Source organism: Deinococcus aestuarii, assembly GCF_018863415.1.
In the GTDB taxonomy this organism is placed as follows: Bacteria; Deinococcota; Deinococci; order Deinococcales; family Deinococcaceae; genus Deinococcus; species Deinococcus aestuarii.
In genome coordinates this window covers 15,084-32,741 of record NZ_JAHKSN010000022.1, presented here as the reverse complement: position 1 = coordinate 32,741, position 17,658 = coordinate 15,084, and the positions used below count along the sequence as shown (strand labels likewise).

Genomic DNA, 17,658 nt, shown 5'->3' with positions numbered 1-17,658 from the left:
CGCCCGGCCCCCGTGCCCCATGACGGGAGCGCCACGATGAACCGTCACGGTTGCGCCCGCGCCCCGGAGTTACGTTGCCGGGCATGACCCACGCCACGAACCCTGCCCCCGTGACCGTCCGCCACGTCACCGACCCGCATGACCCGGCGCTGGACGCCTTCGGGCGCATCCAGGAGGCGAGCTACTACGCCCCCGACATGCTGATCCCGCCCGGCGCCTTCCCCCACCTCGTCGCGGGCCGGGGCGGGCGCCGGAACCGCATCCTGGTCGCCGAGGACGCCTCAGGCCGGGTGCTGGGCGGCACGGTGTATCACCTGCTGCCGGAGGCGGGTTTCAGCTCCTTCGTGGCCGTGGCGAGGGAGGCGCGGGGCCGGGGCATCAGCCACGCCCTCCACGGGGCGAGGCTGGAAGATGTGCGCGCCCACGGCCTGGCGGGCCTCTTCGCCGACAGCGTGTACGCCGCTCGCCAGGACCCCGGGGACCGAGAGGCCGAGGCGCAGGTCGGCACCGACCCCCTCGCCCGCCGCCGCGCCCTGCACGCCCTGGGTTACCGCACGGTGGACGCGCCCTACTGGCAACCCGTGGGAGGCAAGGGCGGCGGCCCGCTGACCGACCTCGACCTGATCTACGACCCCCTGGACGGCGGCGATACCGTGCCGACCGAGCTGGTCACCGGGACCCTCCGCGCCTACTGGGACGGCTGGCTGGGCAGGGACAGGGCCGCCCGCGAGGCCGCCGCCCTCGCCGAGCGGGCGGGCAACCCCGCCACCCTCCCCCTCCTGCCCGCCACAGAGACGCCGCACTACTGGCGGGGACGGACGGAAGGTTGAACGGGGGAGGTTGCATTGGGGGTCGAGGGGCGCTGGGGGACGGTTCGGTTCACCCCGCCCGGCTTCGCGCGGTGCGCACTCCTCCTCAGGACGCTTGATGTGAAGTGCAGATTGGTCAAGGCGAGGGTTTTCAGCGCGGGGCACAGGGACGAGCTTCGCTCGTCACCCCCCTCCCAGCCTCCCCCACAAGGGGGGAGGGGTGAAAAGAGCCAGGGCTTTTGCTCTTTTCAAAACGACAACCTAGACGCTCGCTGAGTGGCCGCAAATGGACGCCCCAGGCCCACGGCCACGTCGGCTCGCGCAGCGAGACGGTGGGCGAGCGAATGGGACGCGACAAGATCACACCTTGCGTTCAGAAGAAAGCGACCACCCACGCCGTCCGTGTGCCCTTGCCCAGCGCAGCGCCGCTCCCCCTGCCCCCTCTGGGGGGAGGGGGCTGGGGGGTGGGGGCCAACCGTGGCAAGACACCCGGCCCCAAGAAAACACGCACCCCGCCCGCTGAGGCGAGATGCGCGCCAAAACCGAACTCCCCTACGCCGCAGGCTGCTCCGGCGCCGTCTCCCCCTCGGCGGCACGACGACCCCGCGTGGGCCGCTCCGGCGCCGTGTCCGCCCCCGCCCCACCCGGCACCCCGATCCGCGCCAGCGTCTCCCCGAACGCCCGCATGGCGTCGCCCGCCTCCAGATCCGCGACCGCCCGCGCGTTCAGCGCCTTGAGTTCCTCGCGCGTGACGGCGTACTCCGGCGCGTCGTGCCCCTTGAGGGTCCGCAGCACGCTGTACGCCGTGCCCGCCTCGACGGTCGCCCCCTTGCTCGTGGTGACGCTGGGGTCGGTCGTCATGTCACCCCCGACGAGCGTGATCGCCCCCGGCGAGATCAGGGTCACCCGGTCGCCGCGCTCCTCCATATGCGCCGCGAGCTGAAGGAGCCCCCGCAGGTGCAGCATGTGGTTGAACAGCTCCAGGTGCGCCAGCATCGCGCCAGCCTTCTTCAGCAGATTCTCCATACCCGCATTGTTCTGTTTCGGGCAGAATTGTCAAGTCCAATTCGGCTTAATGGTCGCAGACGCCGGGGACGCGGAGGCCTAGACTCGGTTCAAGTCGACCCGCCGCCCCTCGTCCTGCCGGGAGGTTTCATGACACCCACCGCCCCCTCGCCCGCCGACCTCCAGACCCTCTTCGAGACGCAACGTGCCCACCGCTGGCAGGCCGCGCAGACGGGGGCCGCCGAGCGACAAGCCCTGCTGCGGCGGTTGCGTTCGGCCCTTCAGGCCAGGCGGGCCGACCTCGCCGCCGCGCTCGCCCGCGACCTCGGCAAGAGCCGGGCGGAGGCGGAGATCACCGAGCTTCACCCGGTCGTGGAGGAGCTGAGCCACGCCATCCACCACCTGCCGAGCTGGATGCGGTCCCGGCGGGTGCCCACGCCCTCCCGCCTGGTGGGGTCGCGCAGCGAGGTGCGGTTCGAGGCGCGCGGCGTGACCCTGATCCTCAGCCCGTGGAACTACCCGGTCAACCTCGCGCTCGTGCCGCTGGTGGCGAGCCTCGCGGCGGGAAATACGGTGATCCTCAAGCCCAGCGAGAAGGCGCCCGCGACCGCCCGCGCCCTGCGCCTCCTGCTGGAGGAGGTCTTCGAGCCGCGCCTCGTCGCCGTGGTGGAGGGGGACGCGGAGGTGGCCGGGGCGCTGACCGCCCTCCCCTTCGACCACATCTTCTTCACGGGGAGCGGGGAGGTCGGGAGGAAGGTGCTCGCCGCTGCCGCGCCGAACCTGACGGGCGTGACGCTGGAACTGGGCGGCAAGAGCCCGGCGATCCTCGACGTGAGCGCGGACCTGGGGCTTGCCGCCGAAAGGATCGCGTGGGGCAAATTCCTGAACGCCGGGCAGACCTGCGTGGCGCCCGACTACGTGCTCGTGCCGGAGGAGCTGCGCGACGCCTTCGTGTTGAGGGTGGACGCGGTGATCGCCCGCCGCTTCGGGGACCGGGCGTGGCTGCGCGCCGGGCCGGATTACGGGCGGATGGTGGACGGGCGGAGCGTGGAGCGGCTGGAGCGCCTGACCCAAGAGAGCGTGGCGGCGGGGGCGCGGGTGGTGCTGGGCGGCGAGTTCGACCCGGCGGCGCGCTTCGTCTCCCCCACCGTGGTCGCGGACGTGACGCCGGGGATGCCCCTGATGCGCGAGGAACTCTTCGGCCCGGTGCTGCCCGTGCTGACCTACCGCACCCTCGACCAGGCGCTGGCCCTGGTGCGCCGCCTCGACCCGCCGCTCGCGCTGTATGCCTTCGCGCGGGACAAGGCGGCGGTGGAGCGCATCACCCGCGAGACGACGAGCGGCGGGCTGGTCGTGAACGGGACGGTCATCCACCTGAGCAGTCCCTACCTGCCCTTCGGCGGGGTGGGCGCGAGCGGGAGCGGGCGGTACCACGGCGAGTACGGCTTCCGCACCTTCAGCCACGAGCGGGCGGTGCTGCGCGAGCCCCCGGCCAGCCCGGTGCGCTTCATGTACCCGCCCTACGGCCGCCCCGCGCCGCGCCTCGTCGCCTGGGCGCTGCGCAAACTCGAACGGTGACGGACGGGCCTTTTGAGTTCACGGGGGCCATTACGGCGGGCGGGCGGTCCAGCCGCTTCGGGAGCGACAAGGCCCGTGCGCTCCTGGAGGGCCGTCCCCTCCTCCACCACGTCGCCGCCAGCCTGGAGGGGTGCCCGCTGCGGCTCCTCGTCGCCCCGCCCGGGCGGTACGAGTTGCCGGGCTGGAGGGGAGTGCCCGACACCCGGCCCGGCGAGGGTCCGCTGGCCGCGCTGGAGGCCGCCCTGCACGCCGCCGGGGCCGAGCGGGGCGCGGGCTGGGTCGCCTTCGCGGGGGTGGACATGCCCCGCCTCACGCCCGCCTACTGGGCCGCGCTCGCCGCCGCGCGCACGCCGGGGGCCCAGGCCGTCCTCGCCCTGGACGAGGAAGGACGCCCGCAGCCCCTCGCCGCGCTGTACCACACCGACCGGCAGCCCCACGTCACGGCGCGGCTCGGCGCGGGGGAACGGCGGTTGCGGGCCGCGCCGGACGGGCGGAGCAGCGTGCTCGTCCCCTTCGAGGTCGTTGAGGCCGCCGCGCCGGGTGCCCTGCGGAACGTGAACACACCCACCGACCTCGCCGCGCTGGGAGAGGGACGGCCGGGGGGGCAACAAAACAGCCGCCTCACGGGCGGTGAGGCGGGCAAGAAGGCGTGATAGGCGGCCAACGACCAACGATGCGGGCGTGGGCGTGGGGCGGCACAACGGCCCACGCCCTCACCCGTACCGCGCCCGGTGCTCCTTTTTGAGCCGCGCGTACTCGGGGTTCGCCTCCGCCTCGTCCCACTTCGCCTTGAAGATGCGGGCGGACTCGGCCTTCACGGGGTCCTCGGGCGAGCGGGGCAACTCGGCGCGGCCATGCGCCCCGCTGCGGCCCTTCTGGTCGTCGGGGACGGGGCCGTCGTACTTCTTGCCGCCCTTGTGGTTGGCGTAGCGCCGCGAGCGGGTAAAGCCCATCTGGAGGAACTTGCGCGCCATGTCGGCCCCCACGAAGTCGCCCCGGGCGAGATAGCCGAGGAACATCGCAAAGATCGTCTCGCTGCTCGCCCGCGCGGCGTCGGGGGTGGCGAAGCGCCAGTGGGGCAGGATCTCCGACTTGTACGGCTGCACGAGCAAGACGCCCTGCTCGCCCACGCCCACCCGGTAGAGTTCGGGGTGCGCCCGCAGGTCGAGTTCGGCGTAGTTGAGGGTGTAGTCGAATTTCTTTCCCACCGCCCGCCTCCTCAGGAAAGAGGCCACCGGGCATTCCCAGTGGCCTCCCCCGGCCCGGCCCTCAGTTCATGCGGTCGTCGTCCATCATCGCCTGGAGCATCCAGCGGATCTTGTCGGTGGTGGCCGCGTAGCCGTTGTAGAGGTCGGCGGTGGCGGGGTCGTTGGCGTCGTCCACCGTCTTGGAGTCGTCGCGGTAGCCGCGCGAGACGCGGGTGAGGTCGGCCACGAGGTCCTCGACCTGGGTCCGGGCGTCGCGCACGGTCTCGGTGGGCACCCGGATCAGGCTGAAGCGGGCAATGTCCTCGGGCGCCGCGACCGGACTGCCCCCCAGCGCGACGAGACGCTCGGCCTGCTCGTCGATGCCGCCGAAGATCTCCTCGATGAACTCGTCGTAGGCGAGGTGCAGGTCGCGGAAGAAGCGGCCCCGGATGTCCCAGTGGTACTTCTTGAACTTCAGGTACAGGCTGATCGTGGTCGCCAGGTTGCGCTGCAACGTCTCGGAGACGGTGCCGAACTCCTCCTCCGAGAGGTAGCTGTGGTCCACCAGCCGGTTGTTCACCGTGTTCAGGTGCGCGGCGTCGGCCTTGGCCTCGCCCTCGGGCATGACGCCCTGCGCGCCCCCATCCTGCCCTGCGTCGGCCTGTGGCTGGGTCATCCCGGCCTGCACGTCCTGGTCCTGCCCGGCCTTGGTGCTCCGCTTCGAGGTGCTCTTCCTGGTCATGGGCCCAACCTACCCTCCCTCCCCCCCACGCCTCCTAAGCCATTCCTTCACGCTCAGCCGACGGGGAAAAACAGCAGCCGGTTGCCCTCCACCCCCATCGCCACCTCGCCGCGCTCCAGCAGCTCGGTGAGGTGCGCGCTCAGGGTGGCGCGGTTGAGCACCACGGCCCCCGCGTTCGTCATGTGGACCCCCAGCACGTCACACACCCGGGCGAGCAGCTCGTCCACGGGCGCGGCTCCCCCCCGCACGGCCTCCAGCACCGCCGCCGTGGTCCGCCCGTACGCGGCGAGGTTGGCCGCCACGAGTCCGGCGAGGTCCGCCGTCGGCCCCCCGTGCCCCGGCAGCACGGCACGCACGCCCTCCAGCTCGCCCAGCCGCGCGGCGGCCTCCTTCTGCAAGCGGGAATCGGCGCAGAAGGTCAGGGGGTGCTTTTGCAGCGACTCCGGGCCGAACAGCGCGTCGGCGGCGTAGAGCACCTCGCCCACCCGCACGGCGAACATCATGCTGGCGTGACCCGCCACCTCGATCAGCTCCAGGTCCACCCCGCCGATGCGCGCGAGGCCCGGCTCCGGGGCGAGCCGCGCGGGACTCGGCGGCGCGAGGAGGAACTTCGTCTGGAGGTCGCGCGGGGGCCGGGCGCCGAAGAGGGAGAGGGGTTCGAGGACCGGGTGCGTGATGATCGCCTCTTCCAGCGGCGGGGCGAAGACCTTGAGGTCCGGGAAGCGTTTCAGCAGGCCCGCGTTGCCCCCGTGGTGGTCGGCGTGGCTGTGGGTGTTCAGGATGCCGGTGGGCGTGAGGCCCGCTTCGCCCAGCGCCCTGAGCAGCCGGCGCGCGTGCGACTCGTCGAGGCCGGTGTCCACCAGCAGAGCGCCGCCCCGGCGGTCTTCGAGGACGACGCTGTTCACCGCCCCGGGCAGAAAGTGAACGCCGGGAGCGAGGCATTCGAGCGCAGGGGGCATGGAGAACAGGGTAAGGGGAGAGGGGACAAGCGGGCCGCCACCCCCCTCGCGTCGGAAGTCGGCTCGGGCGACCTTCCTATGGCAGGTCGGCCACGGCCGGACATTCCACCTGGAATCAGGCTGGGGCCACCCCACGCCCCCTTCCCCCGAGGGGAGCCCAGGGAAGAGTCTCCCCGCCCGGCACGGGAGTAAGCTGCCGCCATGTCGTCCGTGCGGCCCCGCGGCCCCTTCACCCGCTGGTTTCTGGAAACCGACCCCCCCGAGCGCGAGGGCTTTTACGAGGACGAGCGCAGCGCCAAGGAACAGCGGCACAAGCACCCCTGGTGGAAGGTCATGTGCCTGACAGGCGTGGACTACTTCTCGACCCTGGGCTACCAGCCGGGCATCGCGGCGCTCGCGGCGGGGGCGCTCTCGCCGGTCGCCACGCTCGTCCTCGTGCTCGTGACGCTCTTCGGGGCGCTGCCCATGTACCGCCGGGTCGCGCAGGAGAGCCCGCACGGCGACGGCTCGATCTCCATGCTCGAACGGCTCCTGGCGTACTGGCCGAGCAAGCTGCTCGTGCTCGCCTTGATCGGCTTCGTGGCGACGGGCTTTGTCATCACCATCACGCTGTCGGCGGCCGACGCCTCCGCCCACGTCATCGAGAATCCGTGGCTCAGGCCCTTGGTGCAGGGCGGGCAGCTTCCGATCACCCTGGGGCTGATCGCGCTGCTGGGGGCGGTGTTTCTCAAGGGCTTTGGGGAGGCCATCGGGATCGCGGTGGGGCTGGTGGTGCTCTATATCGGCCTGAGCGCGGTCGTGATCGGACGGGGCGCCCTCGACGTGTTCGCGCACCCTACCCTGGTGGGTGACTGGTGGACGGGGCTCTCGCAGACCTACCTCTCGCCGCTGGCATTGATCGGCGCGGCCCTCCTCGTCTTTCCCCGGCTGGCGCTGGGCCTGAGCGGCTTCGAGACGGGCGTGGTCGTCATGCCGCTGATCCGGGGCGGCCAGGGAGACGCGCGGGCGAGGCTCGCCGGGCGCGTCCGCAACGCGCAACAGCTCCTGACGACCGCCGCCCTCCTCATGAGCGTGATGCTGCTCGGCTCGGCGCTCGTGACGACGCTGCTCATTCCCCGCGCCCAGTTCTGGCCCGCCGTCACCTATACCCGCAACGTGAACGCCGCCGACCTCAGCGCGGGCCGCGCCGCCGTCAACGTGCCCCTCGACGACCCGCGCGACCCCCACGAGCTGTACACCCTCAACCTGCCCGCCGGGCGCACGGGCACCTTCACGGTCGGGGCCCGGACGGTGGGCGGCCCGGTGCCCCTCACGGTGACGGTCACGCCCACCCCCGCCACGGCGTCGGACGCGGTGACGGTGCAGAAGCCCGCGGGCGAGGCGAACGGGCGGGCCCTGGCCTACCTCGCGCACGCGCGGCTGGGCGAGGCGTTCGGGAGCCTGTACGATCTCTCCACCATCCTGATCCTGTGGTTTGCGGGCGCATCGGCGATGGCGGGGCTTCTCAACATCGTGCCCCGGTACCTGCCGCGCTACGGCATGGCCCCCGACTGGGCGCGCGCGACCCGGCCCCTCGTCGTGATCTTCACGGCGGTGAGTTTTCTCGTGACCCTGGCCTTCCGGGCGAACGTGGACGCGCAGGCGGGGGCGTACGCGACGGGCGTGCTCGCCCTGATGACCTCGGCGGCGGTCGCGGTCTTCCTCACCGAGTGGCGCCGGGGGCACCGGGGCACCACGCTCGCCTTCGCCCTGATCAGCGTCTTGTTCATCTACACCAGCGTGGTGACGGTGACGGGCCGCCCCGAGGGCCTGTACATCGCGGTCCTCTTCATCGCGGCGATCCTCGTGTTCAGCGTGGCCTCGCGGGTGAGCCGCGCGACGGAACTGCGGGTGCAGCAGGTCAGCCTCGACCCGGAGGCTGCGCGGCTGCTGCGCGAGACGGCGGGGCGGGGCCTCCCGGCGCGCTTCATTGCCAACCGCCTGAACGCCGGGGACACCACCGAGTACCGCCTCAAGGAGCTGGAGGTGCGGCTCGACACCCATCTCCCGCAGCGCGAACCGGCCCTCTTTCTGGAGGTCGAGGTCACCGACCCCAGCAACTTCAGCGACGCCGTGACGGTGAGTGGGGTGAGCGTGGGCCGCCACGCCATCCTGCGCGCCCGGGGCAACTCGGTGCCGAACACCATCGCCGCCGTGCTGCTGCACGTGCGCGACCTGACGGGCGTGCCCCCCCACGTCTACTTCGAGTGGAGCGAAAAGGGCCCTGCCGGAAACGCCCTGCGCTTCCTCCTCGCGGGCGAGGGCGACATCCCGCCCCTCACCCACGAGGTGCTGCGCCGCGCCGAGGAGAACGCCGACCGGCGACCCGTCGTCCACGTGGGCGGGTGAGGCTGGAGGGAAGAGGGGTCGGCGGGGCACGTTGACCCTCTCTTCACCGGATGCCACAGAGAAGAACCCCCACCTCACGGCGGGGGAGTCCAGACGAACACGGTGACGCGCTGGGCAGGCGCCCAGAGGTTTAAATCAGGGCAGGAGCTTTCCCAGCGAGTGGATCAGCTCTGCAAGGGCAGTGACCAGGGCCGCGAGGGCGGTCAAGAACGCGGTCCATACCGCCAGGAGTCTCGCCCAGCGTTTGAACTTGTCTTGCCGCTTATTACGGTTTCTGGTATGCTTCTTGTGTCCCAGAGTGATCACCACCTTTCGGTGACCCCCACGTGTCAGCAGCACATGGGGGTTGCCCCTTTCTGGAGCAGTGACCTCCGGCTCTACCCGACTTGTCATGCAGCGCGCCCGACTGGACACCCGGAGTATACGGGGCGGCGGAGTTATACGCTCGTCGTGGGCAGGCGCCCAACCCCCGTGTATTTCCAGCACACGGGGGTTGATTTTTACGGTGGGAAGAGTGTTCTCTCCCTCCCTGCGGATGGCCCGTAGAGCCGCGAGGCAGCCTGGTACAGCCCCGCAGGCCGGGGTGAAGGGGCGCACGAGCGGCGCAACCGCCATGACAGGTCACAGACACACTCCGGCTGACCTCGGGACGCCCAGGCCCCACCCTTCCTGATGGCCGCACCGAGTCCGCCGCCCCCATCTCTGATATACCCTCACCCCCGTGACCGCACCCGCCCCCCTCCCCTTTCGCCCGTCGGGAGCCCAGCTCGGCTTGATCGCGGCCAACTTCCTGATGTGGGGCGGGTTTTTCGCGGTGATTCCCCTGGTGACGGTGCATTTCGTGGAGGGGCTGGGGTGGGCGGCGGCGAGCGTGGGGCTGGTGCTGGGGGTGCGCCAGCTCGTGCAGCAGGGCCTGACGGTGTTCGGGGGCGCCTGGGCCGACCGGGTGGGGCCCAAGCCGCTGATTCTGGCCGGGTGCCTGATCCGCACGCTGGGCTTCACCTGGATGGGCTTCGCGGAGACGCTGCCCGTGCTGCTCGCCGCATCGGTGCTGGCGGGGGTGGGTGGCGGCCTCTTCGACGCGCCCAAGAACGCGGCGATCACGGCGGTCACGGCCCCCGAGCACCGCACCCGCATGTTCAGCCTGACCTCGATCTCCGGCAACCTCGGCATGGTGACCGGGCCGCTGATCGGCGCTGCCCTGATCGGCCTGGGCTTCCGCACGGCGGCCATCTCGGCGGGCAGCGTGTATCTCCTCGCCTGCGCGGTGCTGGCCGTGACCCTGCCCCATCTCCGCCCCGAGCGCACGGCGGGGAGCGGCCTCGCCGGGCTCAGGACCGCCGCCCTGGACCGCCGTTTTCGCCGCTTCACGCTCGTCCTGGTGGGGTACTTCCTGCTCAGCACCCAGCTCAACGTGGCGGTGACCCTCAAGGCGGTCGCGCTGGCGGGGCCGGGGGCAACGGGGCCCCTCTACGGCCTCTCGGCGGGGCTGGCGGTGGTGTTGCAATACCCCCTGCTGCGGTTCGTCGAGCGGCGGGTGCGCACGCGGGTGGCGCTCGTCGCCGCCGTGCTGACGGTCGGGCTGAGCCTGGGCCTGATGGGGCTGGCCTCCACCTTCGGGCAACTCCTCGCCTGCGTGGCGCTCTACAGCCTGGGGACCATGATCGTGTATCCCACCCAGCAGACGCTCACGGCGCGGCTGGCTCCGCCCGGGATCACGGGCAGCTACTTCGGCTTCTCCGCGATCAGCCTGGGGGCGGGCGGCGCCCTCGGCAACGTGCTCGGCGGCACCCTGACCGACGTGGGCGCCCGCCTCGGCCTGCCCCTGCTGCCCTGGCTCACCCTGATGGCAGTCGGGGTGATGACCGCGCTCGGCCTGCGCTGGGCGCTGCGCGAGGTACCTGGCCCGGTGGAGGGCGAGCGGGGCACGGCCGCCTGACCGGCGCCCCAGGTCTCCACACGGGGAGGACCTGAGGCGCGGATGGAAGGCAGGAGGAGACCCGGAGGCTCAGTGCGTGTGCGAACCCAGGGAGGCCGGGGCGGGAGGTGCCGAGGGGGCCGCGCCCCCCAGGGCCAGGGCGTCTTGCAGGTGCCCGGCGATGATGGGCTGGAGCCCGGCCGCGAGGGCCACGACCTGGGCGTCGCGTCCGGCGCTCCGCTCGTTGAGCCCGACGCTCAGCGCGAGCTGGTGGCTCAGGACCTGTTCGTTGAGGTACGCCGTGTCGAACGCCGCGCCGCTCAGGGTGCCCAGGGTGTTGAGCTTGATCTGGAGTTCGGGCGGCAGCGCCGTGGGGAGCGGGACGCGGCGGGTGGCGGCCAGGGCGGCCACCTGATCTTGCGCCGGAACGTGGTGGTCGATCATCCGCTGGGCGTAGGCCCGCACCGCCGGCGTGTTGGTCTTCGTGAGCGCCAGTTGCGAGGACTGGATCTCGAACAGGTTGTCGCCCGTGGCGGCTTGCAGGAACAGCCCGTCGACGGTGCTGGCGTTGGGCGCCGTCATCGAGGGGGCGCACGAGGCGAGGGCGAGGGGCAGGATCAGGGCGGAAGCGGAGCGTTTCAACATGGGCGTTCCTCCGGGGGCAAGACACGAGCACGACCCGTGGCGGTCTTCCTGCGGTCATGCGCGTCTGGGGGTCAGTCTGGACACCCGCCTCCCGCCCCGCATCCCAAAGCCCTGAACGCGGAGACAGCCTGCCCTCACGCCACGGGCCAAAACCGCGACCGGAGGCTCAAGGCTGCTCTGCGGGCGATCCGACAGTCGCCCGCCGCCCCGCGGGTGCCGTACACTCGCCGCATGGCCTGGGTCAACGTCCTCATGCTGCTGCTCGTGGCGCTGCTCGTCGGCTGGATTCCGGTGCTCGGGCCGTTCATGCTGGGCTTTCTGGCGGGCCGCGCCGAGCGGGGTGTGCGCGCCCTGGCCGTGCTGCTGCCTGCCCTGGTCCTGCAAACGCTGGGGCTGCTGGGCGCGCGGTGGCTGGAAAACGCGGTGGAGTCGCGCGGGCTCGACGGCTGGCTGTGGAGCGCCCTCGCCTGGCTCGGCAGCCCGGTGAACGCGGCGCTGGGCCGTCCCCTCGGAAACATGATCGGCGACAGCGACCTCCCCGGCTTCCTGCTGCTCTTCACGCTGCCGGCCCTCGTCGGCCTGGGGCTGGGCGGGCTGACGGGACGGCGGCCCCGGCGGCTGTAGGCCCGCCCGGCGGCGGGCTCCGCTCAGTGCCCCCCCGGGCGCGGCCCCGCCCAGCAGCCCACCGCTTCCTCCCCCCGCAGGAGGCCGAGCGCCGCGAGGTCGGCCAGCACCTCCCGGGCGAAGGCCCGCAGCGTCTCGGGGTCGGCGTCCTCCACGTTCCGGGCGTCCAGCGCCAGGCGGCGGGCCCGGCGGGCGAGGTGGGCGGCGAGGTCGTCTTGCACCCGGACAGCATAAGCCCGGAGAGCTCAAGCATGAAAAAACCGCCCCGGCGGGGAGCCGGGGGCGGTGGGAGGGAAGGGCGGGGGCTCAGTCGTCGGCGGCCTGGAAGGCGGCGCGGTCGCGGGCGTCGGACTCGCGCAGGCTGCGGATGCCGCGCACGATCAGTTGCACCGCGAAGTACGACAGGGCGGGCACCAGGAAAGACGCGATCCACAGCACCGTGTTGGAGTTGGCGGTGGTCAGGATGCCCGCGCTGATCAGTTCGGGCTTGTACCCGGCGACCGACCAGACCACCAGCAGCATCATAAAGGCCACCCCCGCGCCGAGCCGCACCGGGTAGTTGGTGGGGTTTTCCGCGTAGTAGAGGTTCTCCTTGCTGCGGTCGAGCATGGGCACCGCGAACATGGCGAGCAGGGCCAGGGTCGGCACCAAGATCGCGCCCACGAACTCCGAGCCGATCAGGCCGCCGAAGATCCGCAACTCGAAGCTCGGGATAATCGCCAGCACGCCGAAGACCCACAGCAGGTACCAGTCGGGCTTGATGTTGTTGATCGGCGTGGTGGTGGGCGGCCCGAAGTACTCGACCGGGTGCACCGGGATAAAGGCGCTGAACAGCACGATGATGCCCGCGAACGCAAAAGTGAGCAGCAGCATGATGGGCGTCTGCTGGGTCATCAGCGGCACGCCGACGATCTTCTTGTAGGCGATGCGCTTGGCGTACTGCGGCTGGGTGTGCTTCTGCTTGATCATGATCAGCATGTGCGCGCCCGTGAGCGCCAGCAGGATGCCCGGCAGCAGCATGATGTGGTAGCCGTACACGCGCGGAATCACGCCGTCCCCCGGGAACTTGCCCGCGAAGGCGGCCTGCGCCACCCACTCGCCCACCCAGGGGACCGAGGCCGCGATGCCGTAGATCACCTTGAGGGTGTTGTAGGCGTAGTTGTCGTAGGGCAGCACGTAGCCCGTCACGGCGGTCAGCGCCGCGAAGATCAGGAGCAGCATCCCGATCCACCAGTTGATCTCGCGCGGCTTCTTGAAGGCCCCGGTGAAGTAGATCCGCATCATGTGGATCACGGAAGCGGCGATCATGATGTTCGCCGTCCAGTGGTGGATGCGCCGCAGCATGTCCCCGAAGGGCATCGCGTTGATCTTCAGCGCCGAGTGGTAGGCCGCCGGAATCAGGTTGGGCGCGTCGGTCGTGCCGGGGTCAAAGGAGTTCACCACCAGGCTGTTGCTCGGCTCGTAGGAGAGCGCGAGCAAGATGCCCGTCAGGATCAGGATGATCAGGCTGAACAGCGTGATCTCCCCCAGGAAAAAGGAGTGGTGAACGGGAAAGGCCTTGCGCAGGAACTTGTCGTTCAGGCGCGAGAGATGCAAACGCTCATCAAGCCACTGGTTCATGCGAGCTGCTCCTCCACTTCCTGCTTGAAGCTTTCCCACTCGCCCTCAGAGGTGTACGGGTACGGCATCTGCAAGAAGAAGTCCGTCACCACCAGATTGTCACCCTGAAGGGCGATGGGCAGTTGCGCGAGCCCCCGCGGGGGCGGCCCGCCCACCACGACGGCGGCGCGTTTGGGATCGTACTCGCCCGAGTGGCAGGGGCACTTCATCGCCCCGGCGCGGGTGTCGCTGTCGGCCACCGTGCAGCCCGCGTGCGTGCAGATATCGCTGTAGGCCACCACCTCCCCGTTGATGGTCGCTTCCAGGTTGGTGGGCTGGATGATCTGCCCCCGGGGGAAGCGGTAGATCGCCACGAGGTTGTTGGGATCACCCTTGCGGATCACGTTCTCGCCGTTCTCGCCCTTGCCCATCGGCCACGCGCGCACCAGTTGCTCGTTGAGCTCGCTGAGCTTCACGGGCTGGCCCTCCTTGTTGTTGGAGGCGTGCACGAGGACGTCTCCCTTCAGGGGCGGCATCTTGTCGCGCGTGAGGCGGAAGACGGGGTTGGCGGTGCCCAGCACGCTGATCAGGCTCACCCCGCCGACGGCGGCGGTCGTGCCCATCGCCAGGTTGATGAACCGGCGGCGGCTGAGTTCGGGGTCTTGTCTCTTGTAACGGGTCATCGTCTGGTCTCTCCCTTATGCGCCTGGGGCCTTACCACGGGAACTCGCCGCTGGCGTCCTCGACCAGCACCTCGCCGTCCATGAAGAACTTCTTGTACAGGCCGATGGCGACGGCGATGGTGAGCAAAATCATCGCGGCGTAAAAGCCTTCCATCGCCACGTTGGGCATCTCGCGGTTGGCCCACGCGGCGTAGTCGGCGACCATCTGCCGCACGAACAGCACGCTGAACAGCAGGCTCAGGCCCAGCGTCACGACCATCGCCAGCATCGCCACGGGCGTCGCGCGCACCTTGTGGATGCCGGGGTGCAGCTCCTGCCCCTCGGTCCACACGCTGTACAGCCCGATCAGCCCGTAGGTCAGCAGCACCATCACGAACGTCGCCAGGAAGATCTCCGGCAGCTTGATGTCTTCCGGCACGAAGCGGCTGCGGTTTTTCAGCACCGCCGGGTCGACCTTGGTCTGCCCCTCGGCCACCAGGGCGGGCGTCAGCGGCTCCTCGATGTTGTTGCCGAACGAATGCAGCACGAAGTTGGCGACCGCGTACACCTCGCGCTCGGAAAGCTGCGGGAAAGCGGGCATCTGCCCCTTGCCCTGGGTGACGATGGTGTGGACGTACACCGGGTCCTTGACGATCTTCTCGTCGCCCGCGAGCCGCGGCCCGGCGCCGCCCTGGCCCTGCGCCCCGTGGCAGCCCACGCAGCCCGCCGAGGTGTACACCTGCTGGCCGATGGTCCGCCAGTCCTGGTTGATGCTGGCGACCACCTCGGGGTCCACGACCACGGGCTCGGGCGCCGTCTCCTGATTGAACAAGAACAGCAAGATAATCCACATGATCGCCGCGCACACGATGGCGACCCAGGGCATCACAGCGTCGTTTCTCTCCACGTTCCTTCTCCTCGCGCGTAGGGTGCGTAGCTTCTGAGGTGCCTGCTCCTGTGGGGCCTGCCCCGGGACCGACAGCGGCTGAAGTCGCGCCCAGCATAGCACGCGCTCAGGCTGCGCCAAGACGTGCTGTACGGCAAAAAGCGGCAGACTCCTGCACCGTCATCATGCGCCTGACCGAGCGGTTAAATGTCCCCGTCAGGAGGTCAGAATACGCCCCCCAGCGCCCCCAGCAGCGGCCAGAGTGTGCCCGCGAGCACAGCCGCGTCCCGGTTGTCGGGGTGCTCGCGCGGGTCCCCTCCCCCTTCCGAGAGCAGGGCGACCACCAGCGGGCGCGGGGTGAACAGCACCCCCACGTCGTGCCGCACCCCGGCGAGTTCGCCGCTCTTGCTCGCCACCCGGTAGAGCGGCTCGCCGTCCTCGCCGCGCGGGACATGCCGGGCGAGGATGTCCCGGAACTGCTGGCGCGACAGGATGGAGAGGGCGAGGGCGGTGTGGGACGGGCCGAGCAGGTCGCCGCGTGCGAGCCTCCCCAGCACCGCGACCTGATCGCGGGCGGTCGTGCGGTTGCGTTCGCCCCGGCGCTGCGCCTCGTTGCGCTGTTCCGGCGGAAGCTGGAGCTTGCCGACGAGGTGGGTGGCGCCCAGCCCGCGCGCCCTCAGCCACGCGTTCACCTCCTCTACCCCCAGCCGCCCGATCACGAGGTTCGTCGCGGTGTTGTCGCTCACGACGATCATCAGGGTGAGCAGGTCCTCCCAGGTGGGCTGGAGGCCGGGGCCGAGTTCGTGCAGCACGCCCGAGCCGGGCACCCGGTCCCCGGCCCCCACCGTGACCCGCTCCCGCAGGTCGAGGCGGCCCGACTGCGCCTGCTCCAGGGCCAGCACGAGCAGGGGCACCTTGATCGTGCTCGCGGCGGGAAAGACGCGATCAGGGTTCAGCGCGTGCAGCTCCCGCCCGTCAAGGTCGGTGACGACGAGCCCCACCTCCCCCCCGTACCCGCGCGAGCGCAGCTCGGTCCCCAGGTCGAAGCTCACTCGGGGAGGTCCAGACCGGCCAGGGCGGCGAAGGGGTGGGCCGTCCCCACCGGGCGCAGGGTGCAAAACGGCCGGGTCTCCTCCGGCTCGACCCGGTGGGGGCACGCCGGGCACTCGGGGAAGGCCTGCTCGGTGTACGCGAGGTCGGGCTCGGCGGACGCGACCACCCATTCCCGCGCGCACCCCGCCCGGAAGGTGACGGGCGAGGCGGCGGGGGTGGGGCGGGCGACGGTCTGGGCTCTGGGGGCTTTCGATCTGGGCATGAAGGGTGAATCTCTGGTCCTACTCCAGGTTGGCGATCCCCTCGCGGATGGCGTAGAGGGCGGCCTGGGTGCGGTTGTTGAGTTGCAGCTTGGTGAAGATCTCGGAGAGGCGGTTTCGCACCGTCTTCTCGGAGATGTCGAGCCGCAGGGCGATGTCCTGGTTGGAAAAGCCCTGGGCGAGCAGCTTGAGGATCATCGTCTCGCGCTCGTTGAGGTCGGCGTGCTTCTCGCTGGGAAGTTCCTCGCGCTTGTCGCGGAAGTCGTCGAGAACATTCTGGGCCATGTCGGCGTCGAGGAGCGCCTCTCCGGCGGCCACCCGGCGGATCGCGTCGAGCAGGGTGGCGGCGTCGGCGTCCTTGAGGACGTAGCCGCGCGCCCCCGCCTTGACCGCCTCGAAGACGTAGCGGTCCTGGCGGTACATCGTGATCATGATGACCCGGGCGTGCGGGTCGATCTCCAGGATGCTCTGGGTGGCCTTGACCCCGTCGAGTTCGGGCATCTGGATGTCCATCAGGATCACGTCGGGGTGGGTGTCGGCGGCGTACCGGATCGCCTCGCGCCCGTTGGCGGCCTCGCCGATGACGCGCATCCCCTCGGACTCCAGCAGGCTGCGCAGGCCCTGGCGGAACAGCGCGTGGTCATCGACGAGGAGAACCCGGATCATGGGTGCAGTCTAGGCCTGTGGAGGGCGAAGACGGCACCCTTGCCCACCATCTGCCGCCCCCCTTGCCCCGAAGGGCAAAAGTTTTGTAAGGGCCTACCCGCTAGACTGCCCCGCGTGATCACCTGGTTCGACGCCCTGCTCGTGACCCTCTGGGCGGCCATGACGGCGCTCGGGGTGCGGCGCGGGCTGGCGGGATTGGTCTGGGGCCTGGGGGGCGTCGCCGCGTGCTTCCTCGCCAACATGCTGGCGCGGGGAGCCGTGGCCGCCGGGCTGCTCGCGCTGGGGCTGGGGCTGGGGGTGGCGCTCGCGGCCCGGCGCCTGGTCCCCGAACCCGCGAGCCGCCCCTGGCACCCGCTCGCCGGAGCGCTGGGGGGCGCCGCACTCGGCGGGGTCCTCGTGGCGACGCTGGCGCTGGGCTTTCCCCTGGAGGTGCGCGTGGGGCCGCAGGGGCGCGAGGGGGTGTACCCGGCACCCCACCTCCCCCCCTCGCTCTACGCGGCGGTGCGCGGCTCCACCGTGAAGGAGGGCCTGATGGACGTGTGGCGCTCGGGCACCGCCCTGCGGACCCTCCTCGTGCCGGACCAGACCCACGGCGTCCGCTGAGCGAGCCACAAGGCCTCCGGCAGCGGCCGACGCACCCTGTGCCCCACCCGAGCAGGCACATTGGCACGCGGCGT

Annotated in this window: 19 protein-coding genes; 7 read left to right on the top strand and 12 right to left on the bottom strand. The window is 70.9% G+C overall.

The window, feature by feature from the left end; all coding sequences use genetic code 11:
- Positions 1–83 precede the first annotated feature (83 nt).
- A complete protein-coding gene (locus IC605_RS19705; protein ID WP_216328169.1) occupies positions 84–830 on the top strand; it encodes a GNAT family N-acetyltransferase in 747 nt (248 codons plus the stop codon).
- A gap of 531 nt (positions 831–1,361) precedes the next feature.
- On the opposite strand, the gene IC605_RS19700 is transcribed toward IC605_RS19705, so the two are convergent.
- Positions 1,362–1,835 (bottom strand): multidrug DMT transporter, encoded by a 474-nt coding sequence (locus tag IC605_RS19700; protein ID WP_216328167.1) that lies wholly within the window; start codon positions 1,833–1,835, stop codon positions 1,362–1,364.
- A gap of 129 nt (positions 1,836–1,964) precedes the next feature.
- Here IC605_RS19700 and IC605_RS19695 point away from each other — a divergent pair, with 129 nt between their 5' ends.
- Together IC605_RS19695 and mobA are read left to right on the top strand one after the other, a co-directional pair.
- Positions 1,965–3,392, top strand: a complete 1,428-nt coding sequence (locus tag IC605_RS19695; protein ID WP_216328164.1) for an aldehyde dehydrogenase family protein — start codon at positions 1,965–1,967, stop codon at positions 3,390–3,392.
- Complete coding sequence (gene mobA, locus IC605_RS19690; protein WP_216328162.1) at positions 3,389–4,045, top strand: molybdenum cofactor guanylyltransferase; 657 nt, start codon at positions 3,389–3,391, stop codon at positions 4,043–4,045. The genes IC605_RS19695 and mobA overlap by 4 nt, the downstream gene beginning before the upstream one ends.
- A gap of 60 nt (positions 4,046–4,105) precedes the next feature.
- Here the strand turns inward: mobA and IC605_RS19685 are convergent, their stop codons facing one another.
- From IC605_RS19685 to IC605_RS19675, 3 genes are all read right to left on the bottom strand, one after another.
- Positions 4,106–4,600, bottom strand: a complete 495-nt coding sequence (locus tag IC605_RS19685; protein WP_216328160.1) for a DUF4385 domain-containing protein — start codon at positions 4,598–4,600, stop codon at positions 4,106–4,108.
- Between the two features lie 61 nt (positions 4,601–4,661).
- Positions 4,662–5,321, bottom strand: a complete 660-nt coding sequence (locus tag IC605_RS19680) for a Dps family protein (protein WP_216328159.1) — start codon at positions 5,319–5,321, stop codon at positions 4,662–4,664.
- Between the two features lie 53 nt (positions 5,322–5,374).
- Complete coding sequence (locus IC605_RS19675; RefSeq protein ID WP_216328158.1) at positions 5,375–6,280, bottom strand: MBL fold metallo-hydrolase; 906 nt, start codon at positions 6,278–6,280, stop codon at positions 5,375–5,377.
- Between the two features lie 201 nt (positions 6,281–6,481).
- Here IC605_RS19675 and IC605_RS19670 point away from each other — a divergent pair, with 201 nt between their 5' ends.
- Complete coding sequence (locus IC605_RS19670) at positions 6,482–8,668, top strand: APC family permease (RefSeq protein ID WP_216328157.1); 2,187 nt, start codon at positions 6,482–6,484, stop codon at positions 8,666–8,668.
- Between the two features lie 721 nt (positions 8,669–9,389).
- Positions 9,390–10,607 (top strand): MFS transporter, encoded by a 1,218-nt coding sequence (locus tag IC605_RS19665; RefSeq protein WP_216328156.1) that lies wholly within the window; start codon positions 9,390–9,392, stop codon positions 10,605–10,607.
- Between the two features lie 69 nt (positions 10,608–10,676).
- On the opposite strand, the gene IC605_RS19660 is transcribed toward IC605_RS19665, so the two are convergent.
- A complete protein-coding gene (locus IC605_RS19660) occupies positions 10,677–11,231 on the bottom strand; it encodes a DUF4142 domain-containing protein (RefSeq protein ID WP_216328155.1) in 555 nt (184 codons plus the stop codon).
- A 231-nt stretch (positions 11,232–11,462) separates the two neighbouring features.
- On the opposite strand from IC605_RS19660, the gene IC605_RS19655 reads away from it, so the two are divergent.
- Positions 11,463–11,855, top strand: a complete 393-nt coding sequence (locus IC605_RS19655) for a hypothetical protein (RefSeq protein WP_216328154.1) — start codon at positions 11,463–11,465, stop codon at positions 11,853–11,855.
- Between the two features lie 23 nt (positions 11,856–11,878).
- On the opposite strand, the gene IC605_RS19650 is transcribed toward IC605_RS19655, so the two are convergent.
- The 7 genes from IC605_RS19650 to IC605_RS19620 form a co-directional block, all read right to left on the bottom strand.
- Positions 11,879–12,076, bottom strand: a complete 198-nt coding sequence (locus IC605_RS19650) for a hypothetical protein (RefSeq protein ID WP_216328153.1) — start codon at positions 12,074–12,076, stop codon at positions 11,879–11,881.
- An 85-nt stretch (positions 12,077–12,161) separates the two neighbouring features.
- Positions 12,162–13,475, bottom strand: a complete 1,314-nt coding sequence (locus IC605_RS19645; RefSeq protein ID WP_216328152.1) for a cytochrome b — start codon at positions 13,473–13,475, stop codon at positions 12,162–12,164.
- On the bottom strand, positions 13,472–14,137 hold the full coding sequence (locus tag IC605_RS19640) for a QcrA and Rieske domain-containing protein (RefSeq protein WP_216328150.1): 666 nt from the start codon (positions 14,135–14,137) through the stop codon (positions 13,472–13,474). The genes IC605_RS19645 and IC605_RS19640 overlap by 4 nt, the downstream gene beginning before the upstream one ends.
- A gap of 31 nt (positions 14,138–14,168) precedes the next feature.
- On the bottom strand, positions 14,169–15,023 hold the full coding sequence (locus tag IC605_RS19635) for a c-type cytochrome (RefSeq protein ID WP_343216675.1): 855 nt from the start codon (positions 15,021–15,023) through the stop codon (positions 14,169–14,171).
- 203 nt (positions 15,024–15,226) lie between these two features.
- Entirely contained in the window at positions 15,227–16,054 is an 828-nt protein-coding gene (locus tag IC605_RS19630; protein ID WP_216328148.1) for a serine hydrolase, read from the bottom strand.
- Positions 16,051–16,317: a hypothetical protein gene (locus tag IC605_RS19625; RefSeq protein WP_216328147.1), complete on the bottom strand. Its 267-nt coding sequence runs from the start codon at positions 16,315–16,317 to the stop codon at positions 16,051–16,053. Before IC605_RS19625 ends, IC605_RS19630 begins: the two co-directional genes overlap by 4 nt.
- A 19-nt stretch (positions 16,318–16,336) precedes the next feature.
- On the bottom strand, positions 16,337–16,981 hold the full coding sequence (locus IC605_RS19620; protein ID WP_216328146.1) for a response regulator transcription factor: 645 nt from the start codon (positions 16,979–16,981) through the stop codon (positions 16,337–16,339).
- 114 nt (positions 16,982–17,095) lie between these two features.
- On the opposite strand from IC605_RS19620, the gene IC605_RS19615 reads away from it, so the two are divergent.
- On the top strand, positions 17,096–17,584 hold the full coding sequence (locus IC605_RS19615) for a hypothetical protein (RefSeq protein ID WP_343216674.1): 489 nt from the start codon (positions 17,096–17,098) through the stop codon (positions 17,582–17,584).
- Positions 17,585–17,658 lie beyond the last annotated feature (74 nt).

Bases quoted from the DNA above. Each gene is read 5' to 3' on its own strand.
- IC605_RS19620 (WP_216328146.1), bottom strand. From the start codon at position 16,981: ATGATCCGGGTTCTCCTCGTCGATGACCACGCGCTGTTCCGCCAGGGC.
- IC605_RS19700 (WP_216328167.1), bottom strand. From the start codon at position 1,835: ATGGAGAATCTGCTGAAGAAGGCTGGCGCGATGCTGGCGCACCTGGAG.
- IC605_RS19625 (WP_216328147.1), bottom strand. From the start codon at position 16,317: ATGCCCAGATCGAAAGCCCCCAGAGCCCAGACCGTCGCCCGCCCCACC.
- IC605_RS19645 (WP_216328152.1), bottom strand. From the start codon at position 13,475: ATGAACCAGTGGCTTGATGAGCGTTTGCATCTCTCGCGCCTGAACGAC.
- IC605_RS19660 (WP_216328155.1), bottom strand. From the start codon at position 11,231: ATGTTGAAACGCTCCGCTTCCGCCCTGATCCTGCCCCTCGCCCTCGCC.
- IC605_RS19705 (WP_216328169.1), top strand. From the start codon at position 84: ATGACCCACGCCACGAACCCTGCCCCCGTGACCGTCCGCCACGTCACC.
- IC605_RS19655 (WP_216328154.1), top strand. From the start codon at position 11,463: ATGGCCTGGGTCAACGTCCTCATGCTGCTGCTCGTGGCGCTGCTCGTC.
- IC605_RS19695 (WP_216328164.1), top strand. From the start codon at position 1,965: ATGACACCCACCGCCCCCTCGCCCGCCGACCTCCAGACCCTCTTCGAG.
- IC605_RS19670 (WP_216328157.1), top strand. From the start codon at position 6,482: ATGTCGTCCGTGCGGCCCCGCGGCCCCTTCACCCGCTGGTTTCTGGAA.
- IC605_RS19675 (WP_216328158.1), bottom strand. From the start codon at position 6,280: ATGCCCCCTGCGCTCGAATGCCTCGCTCCCGGCGTTCACTTTCTGCCC.
- IC605_RS19640 (WP_216328150.1), bottom strand. From the start codon at position 14,137: ATGACCCGTTACAAGAGACAAGACCCCGAACTCAGCCGCCGCCGGTTC.
- IC605_RS19680 (WP_216328159.1), bottom strand. From the start codon at position 5,321: ATGACCAGGAAGAGCACCTCGAAGCGGAGCACCAAGGCCGGGCAGGAC.